Source organism: Richelia sinica FACHB-800, from assembly GCF_014698825.1.
Classification (GTDB): Bacteria; Cyanobacteriota; Cyanobacteriia; order Cyanobacteriales; family Nostocaceae; genus FACHB-800.
In genome coordinates this window covers 130320-147430 of the sequence record NZ_JACJTT010000010.1, presented here as the reverse complement: position 1 = coordinate 147430, position 17111 = coordinate 130320, and the positions used below count along the sequence as shown (strand labels likewise).

General features: G+C 41.4%; 17 protein-coding genes. 8 read left to right on the top strand and 9 right to left on the bottom strand.

All coding sequences use genetic code 11. The features are described 5' to 3' along the window. The first annotated feature begins 256 nt into the window (after positions 1-256). The 3 genes from H6G73_RS10430 (at position 257) to H6G73_RS10420 (ending at position 2930) form a co-directional block, all read left to right on the top strand. Positions 257-565, top strand: coding sequence for a hypothetical protein (locus H6G73_RS10430; RefSeq protein WP_190604043.1), 309 nt, complete (start codon positions 257-259; stop codon positions 563-565). Between the two features lie 114 nt (positions 566-679). Next, entirely contained in the window at positions 680-2083 is a 1404-nt protein-coding gene (locus H6G73_RS10425) for an HlyD family secretion protein (RefSeq protein WP_190604041.1), read from the top strand. A 202-nt stretch (positions 2084-2285) separates the two neighbouring features. Beyond that, on the top strand, positions 2286-2930 hold the full coding sequence (locus H6G73_RS10420; protein WP_190604039.1) for a hypothetical protein: 645 nt from the start codon (positions 2286-2288) through the stop codon (positions 2928-2930). 186 nt (positions 2931-3116) lie between these two features. On the opposite strand, the gene H6G73_RS10415 is transcribed toward H6G73_RS10420, so the two are convergent. The 3 genes from H6G73_RS10415 to H6G73_RS10405 all read right to left on the bottom strand — a co-directional run bounded on the left by H6G73_RS10415 (position 3117) and on the right by H6G73_RS10405 (position 5790). Beyond that, positions 3117-3545 carry a DUF29 domain-containing protein gene (locus H6G73_RS10415; RefSeq protein ID WP_190604037.1) on the bottom strand — a complete coding sequence of 143 codons (429 nt, stop codon included), beginning with the start codon at positions 3543-3545 and terminating at the stop codon, positions 3117-3119. A gap of 91 nt (positions 3546-3636) precedes the next feature. Further along, a complete protein-coding gene (trpE, locus tag H6G73_RS10410; protein WP_190604035.1) occupies positions 3637-5151 on the bottom strand; it encodes an anthranilate synthase component I in 1515 nt (504 codons plus the stop codon). A 219-nt stretch (positions 5152-5370) separates the two neighbouring features. Next, positions 5371-5790, bottom strand: a complete 420-nt coding sequence (locus H6G73_RS10405; protein WP_190604033.1) for a photosystem I reaction center subunit II PsaD — start codon at positions 5788-5790, stop codon at positions 5371-5373. Between the two features lie 144 nt (positions 5791-5934). Here H6G73_RS10405 and H6G73_RS10400 point away from each other — a divergent pair, with 144 nt between their 5' ends. Next, positions 5935-6078 (top strand): hypothetical protein, encoded by a 144-nt coding sequence (locus tag H6G73_RS10400; protein ID WP_190604031.1) that lies wholly within the window; start codon positions 5935-5937, stop codon positions 6076-6078. A 64-nt stretch (positions 6079-6142) separates the two neighbouring features. Here H6G73_RS10400 and H6G73_RS10395 read toward each other — a convergent pair whose 3' ends face one another. Beyond that, positions 6143-8119 (bottom strand): DICT sensory domain-containing protein, encoded by a 1977-nt coding sequence (locus H6G73_RS10395; RefSeq protein WP_190604029.1) that lies wholly within the window; start codon positions 8117-8119, stop codon positions 6143-6145. Between the two features lie 578 nt (positions 8120-8697). Here H6G73_RS10395 and H6G73_RS10390 point away from each other — a divergent pair. The 3 genes from H6G73_RS10390 (at position 8698) to H6G73_RS10380 (ending at position 10783) form a co-directional block, all read left to right on the top strand. Next, entirely contained in the window at positions 8698-9135 is a 438-nt protein-coding gene (locus H6G73_RS10390) for a hypothetical protein (protein WP_190604026.1), read from the top strand. A gap of 31 nt (positions 9136-9166) precedes the next feature. Next, positions 9167-10003 carry a bifunctional hydroxymethylpyrimidine kinase/phosphomethylpyrimidine kinase gene (thiD, locus tag H6G73_RS10385; protein WP_190604024.1) on the top strand — a complete coding sequence of 279 codons (837 nt, stop codon included), beginning with the start codon at positions 9167-9169 and terminating at the stop codon, positions 10001-10003. 189 nt (positions 10004-10192) lie between these two features. Further along, positions 10193-10783, top strand: coding sequence for a hypothetical protein (locus H6G73_RS10380; RefSeq protein WP_190604021.1), 591 nt, complete (start codon positions 10193-10195; stop codon positions 10781-10783). A gap of 46 nt (positions 10784-10829) precedes the next feature. Here H6G73_RS10380 and H6G73_RS10375 read toward each other — a convergent pair whose 3' ends face one another. The 3 genes from H6G73_RS10375 to tyrS form a co-directional block, all read right to left on the bottom strand. Next, positions 10830-11444 carry a hypothetical protein gene (locus tag H6G73_RS10375; protein ID WP_190604019.1) on the bottom strand — a complete coding sequence of 205 codons (615 nt, stop codon included), beginning with the start codon at positions 11442-11444 and terminating at the stop codon, positions 10830-10832. After that, complete coding sequence (gene pyrF / locus H6G73_RS10370) at positions 11441-12157, bottom strand: orotidine-5'-phosphate decarboxylase (RefSeq protein ID WP_190604016.1); 717 nt, start codon at positions 12155-12157, stop codon at positions 11441-11443. Before pyrF ends, H6G73_RS10375 begins: the two co-directional genes overlap by 4 nt. A gap of 113 nt (positions 12158-12270) precedes the next feature. After that, positions 12271-13527 (bottom strand): tyrosine--tRNA ligase, encoded by a 1257-nt coding sequence (tyrS, locus tag H6G73_RS10365; RefSeq protein ID WP_190604014.1) that lies wholly within the window; start codon positions 13525-13527, stop codon positions 12271-12273. A 113-nt stretch (positions 13528-13640) separates the two neighbouring features. Between tyrS and H6G73_RS10360 the strand changes: the two genes are divergently transcribed. Then, positions 13641-15563: a transglycosylase domain-containing protein gene (locus tag H6G73_RS10360; protein ID WP_190604012.1), complete on the top strand. Its 1923-nt coding sequence runs from the start codon at positions 13641-13643 to the stop codon at positions 15561-15563. Between the two features lie 8 nt (positions 15564-15571). Here the strand turns inward: H6G73_RS10360 and H6G73_RS10355 are convergent, their stop codons facing one another. Together H6G73_RS10355 and H6G73_RS10350 are read right to left on the bottom strand one after the other, a co-directional pair. Next, on the bottom strand, positions 15572-15895 hold the full coding sequence (locus H6G73_RS10355; protein ID WP_190604010.1) for a DUF1825 family protein: 324 nt from the start codon (positions 15893-15895) through the stop codon (positions 15572-15574). 265 nt (positions 15896-16160) lie between these two features. Then, positions 16161-17105 carry a J domain-containing protein gene (locus tag H6G73_RS10350; protein WP_190604008.1) on the bottom strand — a complete coding sequence of 315 codons (945 nt, stop codon included), beginning with the start codon at positions 17103-17105 and terminating at the stop codon, positions 16161-16163. Positions 17106-17111 lie beyond the last annotated feature (6 nt).

Sequence of the window (17111 nt, the reverse complement as noted above, 5' to 3'; positions counted from 1 at the left end):
GGGTCAAATTATCGCCATTCCCACCTTGGTATTCCCAACCTTCCCATAAGATTACGCCATGAAATTAGCAGGTGGCTTCTCCACACACAGCTTTATATGTTATTCCTCCACCTGCTGTTTTTGAATTAATTAAAAAGTAGAGGTTAAAAATCATTGATTTGTGTTATTTATTCGCTGGATTTACACAAAAAAATGAGCAACTCTACTTACTAGTATAACCATTAGTAGTTATTGACATTGAGCAGAGGAAAATATAGTGTTTAATCAGAAAAAAAATCCTAATTCCGATTTATTTCATGATTTATCTGAGTCTGAACAAGAAACTGCTGGTGGTGGTTTTTTCAATTCTCCTTTGACGATGCGTTATGTATTTTTACAAGATACTAACATTTATACGCGTGGTCGCAGTTTAGTAAATATCTCTGATGGCAATTTTGTCGGTGCAGCACTCAATGAAAGTGAGTACCAATTTAATCAAACTACCTTTGTCATGGCTGAGTTTTTTGGAGGTCGCAATCGCCGTCAAAATAGAGGTAGTAACTTCTTATCAAGAATCATGTTTTAATAGCTAAAAACTATCAGGAGGGAGTGAAAAAGAGCATGTCTGGAGAGGAGTGGAAAATTAATTATATAAACGTTGGTTTTTCTTTTCGAGTGAATAGTAATTTGATAGGTAACTATGCTCTACACTCATAATCAAAAAATTTTCGCTTCTGCTGAGACTGATGAAGTTCTTCCTCCTATTAGTCGGTGGCTTTCTCTCACAGGAATTTTGTTGGTTGTTACGGTTATTTCTAGTATCGCTCTGTCCTCCTGGATGAAATATAATGTCACGGTAAAAGCTGCGGCTATGGTTCGTCCTACTGGAGAAGTACGTTTGACCCAATCTAAGATTGAAGGTACTGTCAAAAATATCTTAGTCAAGGAAAATCAAACGGTAAAATTGGGAGATACAATTGCCCAACTTGATACTGAAGCATTGCTACTCAAAAGAAATCAATTACAAGATAATATCCAACAAAGTAGACTACAGATTGTGCAGATTGATGCTCAAATTTCTGCCTTAGATAGTCAGATTTTAGCAGAAAAAAGAGTAATAGAAAGAACGGTTGCTGCTGCTCAGGCTGATTTACTTCGTAATCAAAGAGACTACCAGGAAAAGCAAGTCAACACTCAGAATGATTTGCTCACATCTCTAGCAAGTTTGGAAAAATCAGAATTAGATTTAGAGAAAGCTGAAGCTGATTTAGCATTTGCAAAAGTGGATAGCGATCGCTATCGACAATTATCTCAAATAGGAGCGATTGGAAAACGGGAATTTGAGCAAAAGAAATTAATTGTTAAGCAGCTACAATCAGCCTTAAAATCTGAGCAAAAGGCTGTAGAAATAGCCAGAATTAGGGTGAGAACGGCTAAAGCTGCGGCTAATCCTACTTCGGCCGTCGTGACTATAGCAACAGCACGAATTGCTCAAGAAAGTGCTAGAGGTGAGGCCACAATTGCTACTTTAAGTAAGGAAAAACAAGCTTTAATTGAGCGCAAAGTCCAACTGCAAAGCCAAGTTATCCAATCAAAAACAGAACTACAGCAAGTCGATAATCAAATCAAAATCAGTACAATTGTTGCTACAAGTAGTGGGATTATTCTCAAGCTGAATTTAAGAAATCCTGGTCAAGTAGTTAGAGCTAGTGAATCTATTGCTGAGATTGTTCCTGCTAATGCTGCCTTAGTCATTAAAGCAATGATTAATACTGATGAAATTCATAAGGTTGCCGTAGGTCAAAAAGTTTATTTACGAATTGATGCCTGTCCTTATCCCGATTATGGAACCCTAGAAGGTGTTGTTAAATGGATTTCTCCAGATGTAGTGAATAACTCTAATAATACTGCTGACGCTACATCTATGGCTATGAATGCTAGTTACTTTGAAGTGACAATTGAACCTCGTAAGTTAACCTTTGGTAATCAGGAACAAAAGTGTCGTCTGCAATCAGGAATGGAAGCTAAGGCTGATATTGTTACCAAAGAAGAAACTGCCTTACAATTTATGCTGAGAAAAGCAAGATTGATTACCGATTTATAAGTGACTATTGCATATTTTATAGTTGCTGATAATCATAATTATCTGTTGCGGTTTCAGTTAAATGTCCAAATTTGATATTGATGATTTATGTTTGGACAAGAGCAAAAGGAAGAGAATTATTACTTTCACTTTATCTCCATCCTATGCAAATTTCGATTTTTATTTTTGTACAAATACTTTAGTCATAATCATTATCAAGTTTATGACAGCCGATTCGAGAGTGAAACAAGCATTAAAATGGTGGTCTTATAGACAAGCAATGAGATTTTTCTTGGAAGCTGAAACAATTCGCGATGGCTTATTACAAGAATCTTTCACTATTCGCCGCCGACTAGATTTATTAACGACAAATACACATAATTTTTCTTACGAAAAGACTCAAGAATGGTTAAATAAATTTGAAAATTTTCATCATTCTTTAGTGCAATTAAGTGAGCGTTTATGTCCAGCATCAATTCAAGACAGTTTACCGTTATCAATTGAATATTTACTGGAAACATGGTTTACATCCCATCCCAATCTATATTTTCATGTTGATATGCCTATGGCATGGAGACCAGAATCAACAGAGCGTAGTTTAATTATTCTTAGAGCAATAGAAGAATTGTTAAAAATTGCTATTCCTCCTGGGTTAACTAAGCCTATTTCTATTTACATTAGCTTAAGAAATAAAGATGATTTAGGATTATTAAAAGTACAAATTACTTATCCTAATATCTCTAGTCTTTTAGCATATTCTAATCTGCCAGAACTAGAATATTTATGTGAAAGCTTCAAAATTTTGATGGCAGGGAAATGTTTTTGTTATAGTAGCAATTTACGGGTTGATTGGTACTTTTGTTGGTAAATTTTACTAAATCAAAATCAGAAATAAATAAATTTTAGGTATTACAAATTTTTATAATTTATAGCCGTAGCTCAGGAAGCCAGGGCGTTAACTAAACTTTAGATCATTAAAGTATTTCAACACTGCCATCTGTGATAGCATCTATTACCCAATTCTGAATACTTGGGCAAAAATTTTTTATTAATTTTAATCTGGTAAAAATTCTGGCGAAAATATTTCTTTGAGGCTATAAGGGCAGGTTTGAGGAAATAAAGATAGTCCAGTTTCTCTCTCTGCACTTAAACTAGCTAGAGGATAAACAATGTCTATAATTTCGGTTAAATTAGATTGAAGACTAGGATTTTCTTGTAGTAGTTTCTCTAGACGAATGCGTTGCTCTTTAATAGTCAGTTGCCAACTACGAGAACGTAAATTAGGCTGAAATTGCCATTTCAGCAAGTGCATGACTAATATTTCTAATCTACTTTCTAATTGTCGCTTTTCCGACCTTCCCATGTCTTCTATTTCTGCGGCTATATTGTGCCAATCTATTTGATGAAGTTGTCCAGTTCTTAATAGATGTGCTTGTTCTTGTGTCCAAGCATAAAAATCATTTTCATGGGTAGCTGAGTTCATAACTTCTCCTGAGGAAATCAACTCGCACATCAGAGACAAGCGTTTAGGTCAGCAAATTGTTTGGTCTATATGCTCAAGAAACTACCTAAACTTATCTTAAACAACGAATGGCTTCTAACAAGCCTCTAGCTTTATTAAGGGTCTCTTCGTATTCCTTTTCTGGTTCAGAATCAGCAACTAATCCTGCTCCTGCTTGCACTGTGACGGTATGATTGTGTAATACCATGGTGCGAATGGCGATCGCACTATTCAATTGTCCTTCAAAATCGTAGTATCCATAAACCCCAGAATATACGCCTCGACGGGTTGGTTCTAATTCATTGATAATTTCCATAGCCCGAATTTTTGGCGCACCACTCACTGTACCAGCGGGGAAGCACGCTTTGAGCAAGTCCCAAGCTGTTTTGTCTGGGGATAATTTACCCACAACGTTACTCACTATGTGCATAACATGGGAATAGCGTTCAATCACCATTAACTCGTCTACTTTGACGCTACCACTGGTGCAAACTCGCCCTAAGTCATTGCGACCCAAATCAACTAACATCACGTGTTCAGCGATTTCTTTGGGGTCTTGGAGTAAATCTTCAGCAAAAGCTGCGTCTTCTTGGGGTGTCTTCCCTCTGGGTCTAGTTCCTGCTATGGGACGGACTGTGGCAAGAATTCCGCCCTCTGGGTCTCTTTCTGCCTTCACCATGACTTCTGGACTGGAACCAATGATTTGCCAGTCGTTAAAGTGAAAATAAGCCATGTAGGGAGAAGGATTAATCTGGCGTAGGGAACGATAAAGAGCAAAGGGGTCGCCTTGATATTCTGTAGAGAGGCGCTGAGAAATGACTACTTGGAAAATATCTCCCGCTTTAATATATTCTTTGGCTTTTTCCACGCTGGCACAAAATTCTTGACGGGTGAAGTTGCTGGTATATTCTTCAATTCCGGCTTTAGGCTTGTTTCCAGGGGCTGTCCAAGCTAATTTGGTGCTTTGTGGAGATAGGGGTAGAGATAACTTATCTACCATTTGGCTGATGCGATCGCACGCCTGTTCGTAGGCTAACTCTAAATTAACATTGGGGGCGCGCAAATCAGCATAGGCGATCGCCCAAATTTTCCGTTTTACCTGGTCAAAAATCAATAAATGGTCTACCTGCATCCACAACCCATCAGGGATATTCCGCTCATCTGGTGGATAGACAGGTACACGGGGTTCAATCCAATTGATTAATTCATAACCCCAAAATCCAAATAAACCACCAATTCCCACCGGCAGTTGCGGTAGTTTAACTGGCTGATAGGGCTGTAAACATGCAGATAAAGCCGTAAAAGGATCACCAGTAAATAAAACTTGGGAACCATCACGGTGAGTTTGGACAGTTTTATCCCCCCTTGCTTCCAAAATCCACAATGGGTTACAACCAAGTAAACTATAGCGTCCTAACTTTTCTCCACCTTCCACCGACTCCAGCAAAAAGCTGTAGGGTTGACCAGCACAAACCTTGTACCAAGCAGAAACAGGAGTATCTAAATCAGCTACCCATTCCTGATACACTGGCACAAAATTTCCTTGTTCAGCTAGCTGTTGAAACTGGTCAAAATCGGGGAATATCATAGATTTTTAGCAAATCAAAAATTCAGAAATTAATTTTTCTGCCAATAAATACTTAATTGGGTAATTAGCTATAGGTAAGTTAACATTAATTGTCAATCTGGGAAACCAAGCAAAAAATAAATTTTCAGTTTAAAGACACCTTGGTAACAGGCAATGGGTAATTAAGTAACAGTTGTCCCATTACCAATTACCCATCACCAATTACCGCTAATTTAGCTTTTATGCGTCGTGGGTTGCTTTACCACTGAATTTAACTTGAGAGGGACTGGGGTTTTGTCCAATTCTGCGGGGTACATGGCGCACTTTCTCGCGGCCAGCATTTACCTTCTCTGGGAACACACCATCAGCAGGGTGGATGAAAGTGGTTTCGCCAGTGGGGAGAATCCGGTAAACTTTGTAATCTGTGATTTTGAATTTACGAAGTTGTGCTCCCAAGGCAATGCCATATTCTTTGCGAGCGATGTAGAGGAGGTTTTCGCCTTTGAGCATAGTTGCAGCACCACCGGTGGGTAGTTCAAAAACTTGCTCCTTGGGGCTAGTCCAAGTAATCGCGTATTTTTCTTCTACTTCTGCTTTCTTGAGCAGACCGCCAGTGCTGCCACCAAAAATGGGGGTTTGTCCTGTTAGAGTTTGCGCCATAAGGTTGTCTCTCAACGTTTTTAGGGCATACTAACACCGTAACCTAACTTATATTGCGATCGCGTCATAGACTGTAACAGTTTTTAGTCATGGATGACAGAAGTTCAGGAGTTCAGGAGTTCAGGAGTTCAGGAGTTCAGGAGTATGCCTACGGCACGCTGCGCGAACAGAAGTATGGCTTACGCCACGCTACGCGAACAGGAGTTTAAAATGCAAAAATTCAGCAGTCATCGCATTAATCATTCTGTAACTCCTGCAACTTCTGTAACTTCTGTCTTCTTCTTTTGAATTATTCTGTAACTCCTGCAACTTCTGTAACTTCTGTCTTCTTCCCCTATCCCCGCTTCCTCAACTAGCTCCCCTGGACAACAGGAATGGTGAAGTGAAACTGGCTGCCTTGGTCTTTACCTTTGGACTCAGCCCAAATTTTGCCTCCCCAGCCGTTGACGATTTGGCGGCAAATTGCCAAACCTAGCCCTGTACCACCAGCAGTGCGTCTCAGTGCGCCCTCTTCTTGATAGAAGCGGTCAAAGACGATTTCTAGACGGTTGGGTTCAATTCCTCTACCTGTATCAGCAATAGTCACCTCTACCATCTGGGCATTGCCGTTAGTAGCTTTAATAACAATTTCCCCTTGGGAGGGTGTAAATTTACAAGCATTATCAATAAGTTTTGCTAATACTTCTACTAACCAATCACCATCAGCTTTTACCAATGGCAAGGATTGGGAAATGTCTGTTTTGATTTGTGGAGGCTTTTCTTGTCCGGGGCGGGTACGTAAGCGACTCAGGGCTAAATCTACACATTCCTGTACTGTTAAAGATTCAGGATGCCATTCTACTCGACCGCTTTCTAGATTAGATAGGGTGAGAAAGTCCTGGACTAATTTTCGCATCCGTTCTGAGTCAGACAGGGCGGTATTCAGCATGACCTGTTGTAACTCAAAGGGCATGTCTGGTTCACTGGCCAAACTTTCTAAGCACACTTGAATGGTAGATAGGGGGGTGCGAAGTTCGTGTCCAGTAATGGCGATTAAGTTGCTACGGGTGCGGTCTAAGGCTTCTAGTTGTTGGTTGAGTTCTTCTAAATTGGCAAAGGATTCAGCTTGAATCAGTGCTGCACCAATTTGAGTAGCGATCGCTTTTACTAAGTCTAACTCTCCCGATTGCCAATCATGGGCAGGAAAATAGCAATAATGTAACTCAATAATACCCAGTAGCCGCCCTTGATACAACACAGGTTCCATTAGCCAAGAACGAATGCCAAATTGTTTGACAATGGCAGACAGGGCTGGTGAATTGGTAACACGATAATCACTAATTGTGTCAGCAATACAGACACCATCAGTATCTTGTAAGATTTGCCGAAATAAAGGATTGTGTTCTAATTCCCAAGTTTGCCCGCAAAGAGAGACAACACCACGGTTTAAAAATTCGTGTTCAATTACTGCTTGGCTATCTGTAGCTTGAGCGCGGTAAATTAAACAGCGACAGGCACCCAAATGTTGCCCTAATTCCTCTGCTGCTACTTGCAGTACCTCATGGGGGTCAAGCGATCGTCTAATTGCTGTACTAATAGAATTGACTAATCGCTCTTTTCGTGCTTGAGTAGCCAAAGTCCGATAAGCTTTGAGTAATTTGTATTGGCTAGCTTGCAAATACGTCACTAAACGCTGCACAAAGGGATTAGTATCTATCCCACAAGCATACTCAGAAGTTAAATTTTCCCCTGCATTGTGGCTGAACTCCCCAATTGCAAATTGTCTTTTGACTCGTTCAATTTTTGCTGCTAAATCAGGTCTGTAGGCGAGAATCCTCTCTAACAGCAAATCTGCCGCCTTGAGGCTTACTCCCCGTTCTGAAGTCCAAATTCCCTCAAATCGTCGCGCTGTGTCCATATCTAGACCAAGACTAATTTCTGGAATTTGTTGATTTTTAGTGATTGAACCCAAGCTTTCCCGACAAACTAAACAAGTAGCATAATTTTCTGCTACCACCACTAAATGCCACTCCTGACTTAAAGCATCATCTGGTTCAAAAGCAACTTTTTCATAATAGTCAAAGCTATTAGCAAATTCCGTTTCCGGTGCAGATAATACGTATATTTGGTTACTTTTTTCCGCAAGCCGTTGATACCGATGAGCTTCTTGACGGTAAAATCGCTCTCTTTGGAAACTGGCAATAATCAGGGGCTGCTCTAAAGTGGCTGCCAAAACCTGATCTTCCATCGCGTGGGAGAGCGCCGTTAGTGAAGCCTTGAAATATAGCTGGGGTCGTAGGTGAGGAAGTGACTTTAGCAAATCACTCAGCACAGAAGTCGAAATGCTCATGAATACCGTTTAACGCCCAATTTAGACAACGATCCACGTCACAGCTGCATTTTACAAGTTACAACGTAATTGCCACTTAAGCACAAAATTGCAATATATTAAGAATCTTCAATTTTCAGAAGTTCAGGAGTCCAGAAGTTCAGAAGTCCAGGAGTCCAGAAGTTCAGAAGTTCAGAAGTTCAGAAGTTCAGAAGTTCAGGAGTTCAGAAGTTCAGAAGTTCAGGAGTCCAGAAGTTCAGAAGTTCAGGAGTTCAGAAGTTCAGAAGTCTAGAAGTCCAGAAGTTCAGAAGTCCAGAAGTTCAGAAGTATGGCTTCGCCACGCTATGCCTACGGCACACTACGTGAACGCGAACAGAAGTTTAGGAGTTACAGAATAATTCATGCCATTAGTGTTAGTTGTTGCATTTTTTAACTCCTGTTCGCATAGTGTGGCGTGTATAAGACAGTGTGATTCTTCTAGAGTAGCTACGCTAACGCGCAGCGTGCAGTAGTTATAAGCTCCGATAACGCGGTAGCGTGCCGGAGGCATCAGCCATACTTCTGACCTAGAATAAATCTAAATCTGCACTTATGACTATATGGAACGTGGTCTTTTATGGCTGCCGCTGTTGGTGGCTTTTTTCTGGTTAGCTTGGCAAGGTTCACAAGAATATCAAAAGGTTGAAGCTTATCGCCATTGGGCGCAGCAGTTTGCTAGAGCTAAATATGATATATATGCAGTATTAGGTCAAAAAGATGACAAGATTACCTGGGGTAAACCCACAACAAAAGGCCCAGTGCAATTAGAAACTTTTTCTTTGTTGGATGTTCAACAAATCAATCTTTTGGTAGATGATAAACCAGTCAATCTAGAAAATATCCCTCAAAAAGGTCGTTTAATTGAGTTAGAATTTTTAGTCAATCCCGACTCTAAATCAGTGCGCGTACCTTTTACAGAAATTCCTCTAGCAGCAAATTGGACTAGGTGTTTACAAGCTGAGTTAGAAACATTCAAATCGGGAAATTATCCAATTTAATTTCTAGAGAAATTTATATTCACGTTAGCTAATGAATAAACGCTCTATAGCTGTAGCTTTAACTATCGCTGGTTCTGATAGCGGTGGTGGTGCGGGTATCCAAACTGACTTACGCACATTTGCTTTTCATTGCGTTCATGGTACAAGTGCCATTACCTGCATTACCGCACAAAACACTTTGGGTGTAACGCGAGTGGATGCTATGCCAAAGGAAGCAATAATAGCCCAAATACAGGCGGTAGTGGAGGATATTGGTGTACAAGCAGCAAAAACAGGAATGCTGCTCAATCAAGATATTATTGCCGCTGTTGCGGAACAGGTCAAAGTTTTACAAATCAATAACTTAGTGGTTGACCCAGTGATGGTGTCACGGGCTGGGGCACAATTGATTGATGATCAGGCTATCAATACTTTGCGGCATGATCTTATCCCCCAAGCTGCTATTGTTACGCCAAACCGCTATGAGGCACAGATTTTAAGCGGATTAGAAATCACTAATTTAGAGGAGATGCAAACAGCAGCCCAAGTTATTCATCAACAGTTGAATGTAAATGCTGTTTTAGTCAAGGGTGGGGGTATGTCTGGTGCTGGTCGTGGTGTGGATGTGTGGTTTGATGGTGATAAGTTGGAAGTGTTGAAGACCGAAGTTGTAGATACGAAAAATACCCATGGTACTGGTTGTACTTTATCAGCTGCGATCGCTGCTAATTTGGCTTTAGGTCATGACTTATGGACAGCCGTACAAGAAGCTAAAAAATATGTCACCACAGCACTGCAATATTCCTTAGATATTGGTCAAGGGCAAGGCCCTGTGGGACACTTTTTCCCATTGTTGCCATCAAGAGACAGTTCTGCCCATTTTAGTTAAAAATATAATCATCACCATTTCTTTCACTGTTACTTACAGCTGGTGACATCCAACACCAATTAATAAGTAAATTTTATATCTTGGCTCTTCAGAAGATTTTCCCTTATTCTTAGGCATAGTTTCAAGGCTAACCAAAACTCTGATAGCATCTCTTGTTAATCTGAATAATTTTTTGATACCAGGCTCACAATGCAAACACATACAGGTTATGCCAATACTAAACCCCCGACTACTAGCTATTCCCCATCCGTACCTCTGTATGTGTATCGGGAGTTATCTGCTGAGTTGCAAGCAGTACAAGCGAAGTTAGATGTAGTCACTGCTCAAAATCAAAAGTTAGTTCAGGAGAATCAATTACTACGTCAGGAAGTTGCCAAGGTTGTTCAGTCTTTTGCTTACTTGCAAAAGTTGGTGGAAACTCCATCCATACCCAATCATCAACCAGCACCACCTCATCAAGGGGAAAAGGTTCACACCCCTAAGTCTAGTCATCCAGAAGCGCGTCAGCGTCAACCAGTTGCCCAATCTACTAGAGATGGGGCTGTACAGCCACAGCGTCGTGAGGAAGCTTATCGACCCGTAAGTCATCACTTTCCCACTTCAGAAACAGTATATGTGGAAGAACAGGAAGTGCGTTATTACTCCCCTGGTAGTTCTGAGGTCAAAGAAATTAGTGGCTGGTGGTTAGCGTTAATTATTGTGTTGATTATTATCACGGGATTTAGTGCAGGATACTTTTTTGTTCGTCCCTTGCTGCAAAATCAAAATCAAAGCGGTTAATAACGGTTTTGGAGAGGATATTTTAGCCTGTTAATATCTGTATTTTTTATTTATTTAAACGCAGTGCATCTGCTTGACAATCTCTCAGCCACAGTTTAACACCTTGAGCGATCGCACTATCGGTGCTTTCTCTAGGTGGGGCAATTGGCTGTTTGACTGGATATTCGCCTGTTTGGGTGTACATCATCACGACCTGCCAACCCAGTTTGGTTTTAGTCAAAAATAATCTGTGAAATTGTTGTAATTCTACAGCTTGATTTTTTAAATACTGTCTTTCTAACGTAGTAAAAAACACTTGCTCTACATTTTCGGAAGCATAGCGATCGCCTGTTGCTAAACCAGGATTTAAGGGCAGGGGTTGAAGTTCTGCTTTCCCTGCCGTCAGGATATAAGGAAAGATATCCACACTACGACGCAGCCGTCGAGACCGTTGAGCAGCGCGGTTAGCATAGCTCGGTAAATCTAGCATTAACTGTGTAGTTAATGTTTCCAAACTTTGTTGACTGCAAAGCAAATTATCACCCCTCCCCGTTGGGGAAGAGGGACGGAAAGTTAGCTGCAAAGATAAAGCTGGGGAATCGAAGCCAGAAGCGAATAGTAGCCAGCAGCCAGTGGCTACTAACCAGGAACGATGATTTTTCGGCTTGATTCCTGTGTTCATGAGACTGTGTTTAATTCTTCCACAATTTTATGCCAAGCTAATTCTGGGTCAGCCGCCGCAGTAATGGGACGACCAATGACTAGATAATCTGCACCAGCTTTGATAGCCTGGGAAGGAGTGAGCGATCGCTTTTGGTCTCCTGCATCAGCCCAACTCGGACGGACACCAGGACACACTAACACAAAATTTTTCCCACAAGTCTCCCGCAACTGTGCCACCTCTTGGGGTGAACAAACTGCCCCATCTAGACCAGATTCTTGGGCTAATAGGGCCATTTGTAAGGCGAATTCTGGCAATTCCAAAGGAATTTTCAAATCAAAGGCCAACTGTCTAGAGGAAATACTCGTCAACAGAGTAATAGCAATTAATTTTGGTGGTTTTGTTCCTGCTTGGGCAGAACTGGTTTGTACTGCTGCCGTCGCGGCTTTGAGCGCATCACTACCAGCCGTGGCATGGACAGTCAACAAATCTACCCCATATTTAGCAGCGGAACGACAAGCACCAGCTACAGTATTGGGGATATCATGAAACTTCAAATCCAGAAAAATCCGCTTTTGCCGAGATTTTAACTCTTCAAGAATAGCGGGGCCAGTGCTAGTAAATAATTCTAAACCGACTTTCCAAAAAGAAACTTGGGGAATTTTATCAATTAGTGCGATCGCGCTTTCTAAATCTGGTACATCTAAAGCAACGATAACTTTGTCAGTGGTCATGGGGAGGAGTTTAGGAGTTCAGGAGTTACAGAAGTTCAGGAGTTACAGAAGTTTAGGAGTTCAGGCGTTCAGGAGTATGCCTACGGCACGCTGCGCGAACAGAAATTCAGAAGTTACAATACGAGTCGGACAAATTTATTTTTCCCAACTTGCAGCACTTTACCATCTAAATCACTAGCTTGCTGGAAAGCAGTATCAGGGTCATTTACCTTAGTTCCATCTAACCGCACACCACCTTCTTGAATCTTCCGTTTCCCTTCACCACCGCTTTTGCATAAACCGCTAGCACCCAGAAGATAAGACAACTTCACTGGGAACTGAGAAATACTCTCTAAAGAAAATTCCGGTAATTCACCCTTTTCTCCTCCCGATTCAGCAGCTTTTTGCGCTTCATTAGCGGCCGCTTCCCCGTGATATTGACGAACAATTTCCCACGCCAAAAGTTTCTGGCGATCGCGTGGATTTTCTGGCAATGTATCTAAAGGTAAATCTGTTAATAATTCAAAATATTGTGCCAGTAAGTTATCTGGAACTCCTTGCAACTTTTGATATTTTTGTGCAGGATGTTCCGACAACCCCACATAATTCCCCAAGGATTTAGACATCTTCTGCACACCATCTGTACCAATCAAAATTGGCAACAGCAACCCAAACTGTGGCTTTAGTCCAAAATGCCGCTGCAAATCTCGTCCCACAGCAATATTAAATTTCTGGTCAGTTCCTCCTAACTCCACATCTGCTTCTACTGCCACAGAATCAAAACCCTGCATTAGTGGATAAAGGAACTCGTGGAGGAAAATCGGATTCTCTTTTTTATAGCGTTCTGCAAAACCTTCTTTGGCCAACATCTGCCCCACGGTCATTGTGGACAGCAATTCTAAAGTTTTCCCTAAATCTAACCGGGAAAGCCATTCGGAGTTGTAACGTACTTCTAAACGTCCTGGCGTATCAAAATCCAAAATAGGCCGAACCTGGTCTAAATAGGTTTGGGCGTTGTGCGCCACTTCAGCTTCCGTCAGCTGGCGACGCACCTCGGATTTTCCAGTAGGATCGCCAATGCGTGCGGTAAAATCACCAATAATCAGGACTGCCGTATGGCCAGCATCTTGAAATGCTCGCAGTTTTCGCACAGGTATGCTATGACCAAGGTGAATATCTGCACCTGTAGGGTCAATACCCAACTTGATTCTTAACGGATGGTTTGCATTTGCCAACCGCTTTTCTAGACTTTCAGTTTCACTATCAGCATCACTGGGTTGAGGAAAAATCTCTGCCACCCCACGACGCAGCCAATCAAAATTTTGCGCCATACTAGGAGATTCACTATTAACTACACTTTGCACTCTAGAAGTTAGGTTGGTTATGTTCACTAGCAACTGATCCGTTGTTTTCTCTGCCAAACTACTATAATTGCAAAAAATTAACCGCCTTTTTTCATCTCATCAATTACATTTATATTTACAAGTGAGGAAGTGAAATCGCCGTGTCGTCTAGGACTTTTGCAAACAAACAGCCACAAGGTCAGGCTTCATCTAGTTTTGACTTTTTTAAAGGAGTCGGCCAAGTAACTGGCGGGACTCTGCTATGTATCACCATGCTGGCAAGTTCCATTGTAGCCGGAGCACTGGTCGGACTAGCCATTAGTTTCCGTAATTTGCCAGATGTTAGACAAATTCGTAACTTTTTTCCTTCAGAAACAACTTACATATACGATATTAAAGGTAAACTTTTAGCTGGTATTCACGGTGAAGCGAATCGAGAAGTTGTTCCCTTAGATAGAATTTCTCCCAATCTCAAACGAGCCGTACTAGCCAGTGAAGACGGGCATTTTTACTATCACCACGGCATTAACCCCACTGGTATTGGTCGTGCCATTGTGGTGAACTCCGTTGCAGGGAGTGTGCGTGAGGGTGGTTCTACCATCACCATGCAGTTAGTAAAAAACCTATTTTTATCCCAAAGACGAGCAGTGACCCGGAAAATTGCCGAGGCTGTCCTCGCTATTCGCTTAGAACAAATTCTGACTAAAGACCAAATTTTAGAAATGTACCTCAACCAAGTGTATTGGGGTCATAACAACTATGGAGTCCAAACTGCTGCCCGCAGTTACTTTAACAAATCCGCAGAAAGTTTAAATTTAGCTGAGTCAGCCATGATGGCAGGGTTAATTCAAGCCCCAGAAGAGTTTAGTCCCTTTGTCAGCATGAAATTGGCCAAGCAAAAGCAAAAAGAAGTATTAGGGCGGATGCTGGACTTAAACTGGATTACTCAAAAAGAGTATGACAATGCCCTGAAACAAGAAATTAAATTGGGGAGAATTAGATCATTTCAAGGTAGTGCCCTACCCTATATCACCAATACAGTAGCCCAAGAATTAGCGAAGAAGTTTGGACGGGATGCCCTACTGAAAGGTGGAATGCGGGTACAAACCACAGTTGATGCTAAATTCCAAGAAATGGCCGAAGCGACGGTGAGGGAATGGCATCAAAAACTGTTAGGACAAGGTTTATCTAAAAATCAACTAGCTTTAGTAGCGATTGATCCACGAACACACTTTGTCAAAGCACTCGTGGGCGGTGTAGATCCCAAATCTAGTGAATTTAACCGCGCTACCCAAGCTCAACGCCAACCAGGTTCGTCTTTTAAACCCTTCGTTTATTATGCTGCTTTTGCCACAGGTAAATATACTCCCAGCAGTACCGTAGTTGATGCTCCAGTTGGTTATCAAGATGGTAATGGCTGGTACTATCCCCGTAACTATGATGGTAGTTTTGCTGGTGCGATGTCTATTCGTACTGCTCTGGCCCAGTCTCGTAACATTCCAGTTATTAAACTCGGTAAAGCTGTAGGAATGAACAAAGTGATCGAAACCTGCCGGACTTTGGGGATTATGAGTCCGATGGAACCTGTAACTTCTCTACCTTTGGGTGCAATTGGGGTGACACCATTGGAAATGGCTAGTGCCTACGCTACTTTTGCTAACTATGGTTGGCAGTCACCACCGACTGTGGTTGCCCGAATAACTGATAGTAGTGGTAATGTTTTGCTTGATAATACACCTAAGCCTAAGCAAGTTCTCGACCCTTGGGCATCGGCAGCAACTATTGAAATTATGCGGGCAGTAATTACTGAAGGAACGGGTAAAAATGCTGACCCGGGCCGTCCTGCGGCAGGTAAGACAGGAACTACCTCTTCGGAAAAAGATATTTGGTTTGTTGGTACTGTGCCACAACTAACAACTGCTGTCTGGGTCGGTCGTGATGACAATAGACAACTAGCTAGTGGTGCTACTGGAGGTGTGATGGTAGCTCCCATTTGGCGAGACTTTATGACCAAGGCGCTGAAGGATGTGCCAGTGGAGAACTTTAAACCTCTTTCGGCTTTTCCCCGTCCTAAGGGGTCATAGTTGGGAATTTAAGGTGTTTTTTCTATTTCTGCCTTCATCCTTTCTAGGGTGAAGTGCATTTGTTCAAACATCTGTTGTGGAGTCACTCCAAATTGGCCTAATTGGGTTTTCAGTTGTTGGACGGTCATTTGTGCCATGAAGTCCTCTGATAGCTCGAATCGCTTCATAAAGACGCGATATCTATCCATCATGGATTCCATCTGCTCGATAAACATTTTCTTGCCTTCACGGTCAAATTTGCCGTAGTTACTGCCAAGTTGAATTAATGCTTGATAATCTTCAAACAGTTTCTTGGCTTCTTGTTGTACGATTTCAGAGTCAAAGAATCCCATGTTGCTGATTTTGAACTGAGTCCCATTACTCAGTAGCTCAAAGTTTTGCCTCTAGTCTAATTTTAGTCTAGGGGACAAATCTCGGAAACACGTTTCGGTTACAGTACGGTTTTTTACCGAAATTTCACTACTTGACTGCCAACCTGAGATTTTAGATTTGAGAAGAGGGATAATTTGGTGCACAGAAGCAACAAAGTCCAAAGCTGCGAGTGAATATCCCTCTACCCTGGTGTTTGAGGCTGATATGCAGCTAAGAGGAATGGAATTAAGAGCGTTCCCCGGAGAGAAACTTGCCTAGTAGCTGTGCTAACCCTAAGGCTTTAGCCATTGATTGTGGATGAGCAGGTTCATTGGCTTTGATTTTTAGAATTGCCGCATATTTCAACGCTAATTGCTGCCGGGGATTCAACTTTAGTGCTTGGCGAATATATACCTTGGCCATGCCCGGAAATTTCTGTTGAAAGTGAACTACTCCTAATAAAGCATAATATTCACTGTTATTAGGGTCAATTTTGATAGCATCACGTAGTTCTTGAACGGCTAGGTTCCATTGTTTTTGATTAGCATATTGAACTGCTCTGCCATAATGACGTTGGGCATAGTCTAGGGGGATAGGTTTAACAACAGTGGTTCTGGCAGCAGATGTTGTTATCTCAGATGGTGGCGTTTCCGGTCGTTTAATGGCGAGTGTGGATGATAAAACCCTTGGTTCTGAAGTTAATTGATAATTATCCTGTTGCAAATATAAGTACATTAAATTCAGAATATTGATTTGTTGTGTAACTTTATATGATTGTTCTAGTGATTTATACTGGGCTTCTGCATAGGAGGCTATAGCATCTTCATAAAATAATTGAGCTTCTTTTGCAGACATTGGCATTATTTCTTCGGCAATGTCTGGATAAAATTCTATAAATTTTTCTTGGTCCCATGATTTAGCCTCAAACCGTAAGGAGGCTATGGTTAAAAGCCGCTTTTTAGATAGCTTTAACTGTTCATAAGCTGGATTAATCAACCTAGTGAATAGTAATCTAGATAATTCTTTATTGGGATCTTTGCTTTGAAAATAGTTATCTGGGTGTAGTATTTTTGCTAGGCTGTGATACCGTTTGAGCAAATGACGTTCGTCAGCATTCACAGAAAGTCCCAAAATAGCATAGGGGTCTTTAAGGAGGTCAAGCCATTCTGGTGGTAGGGATTTCTGTGACATTGTAGT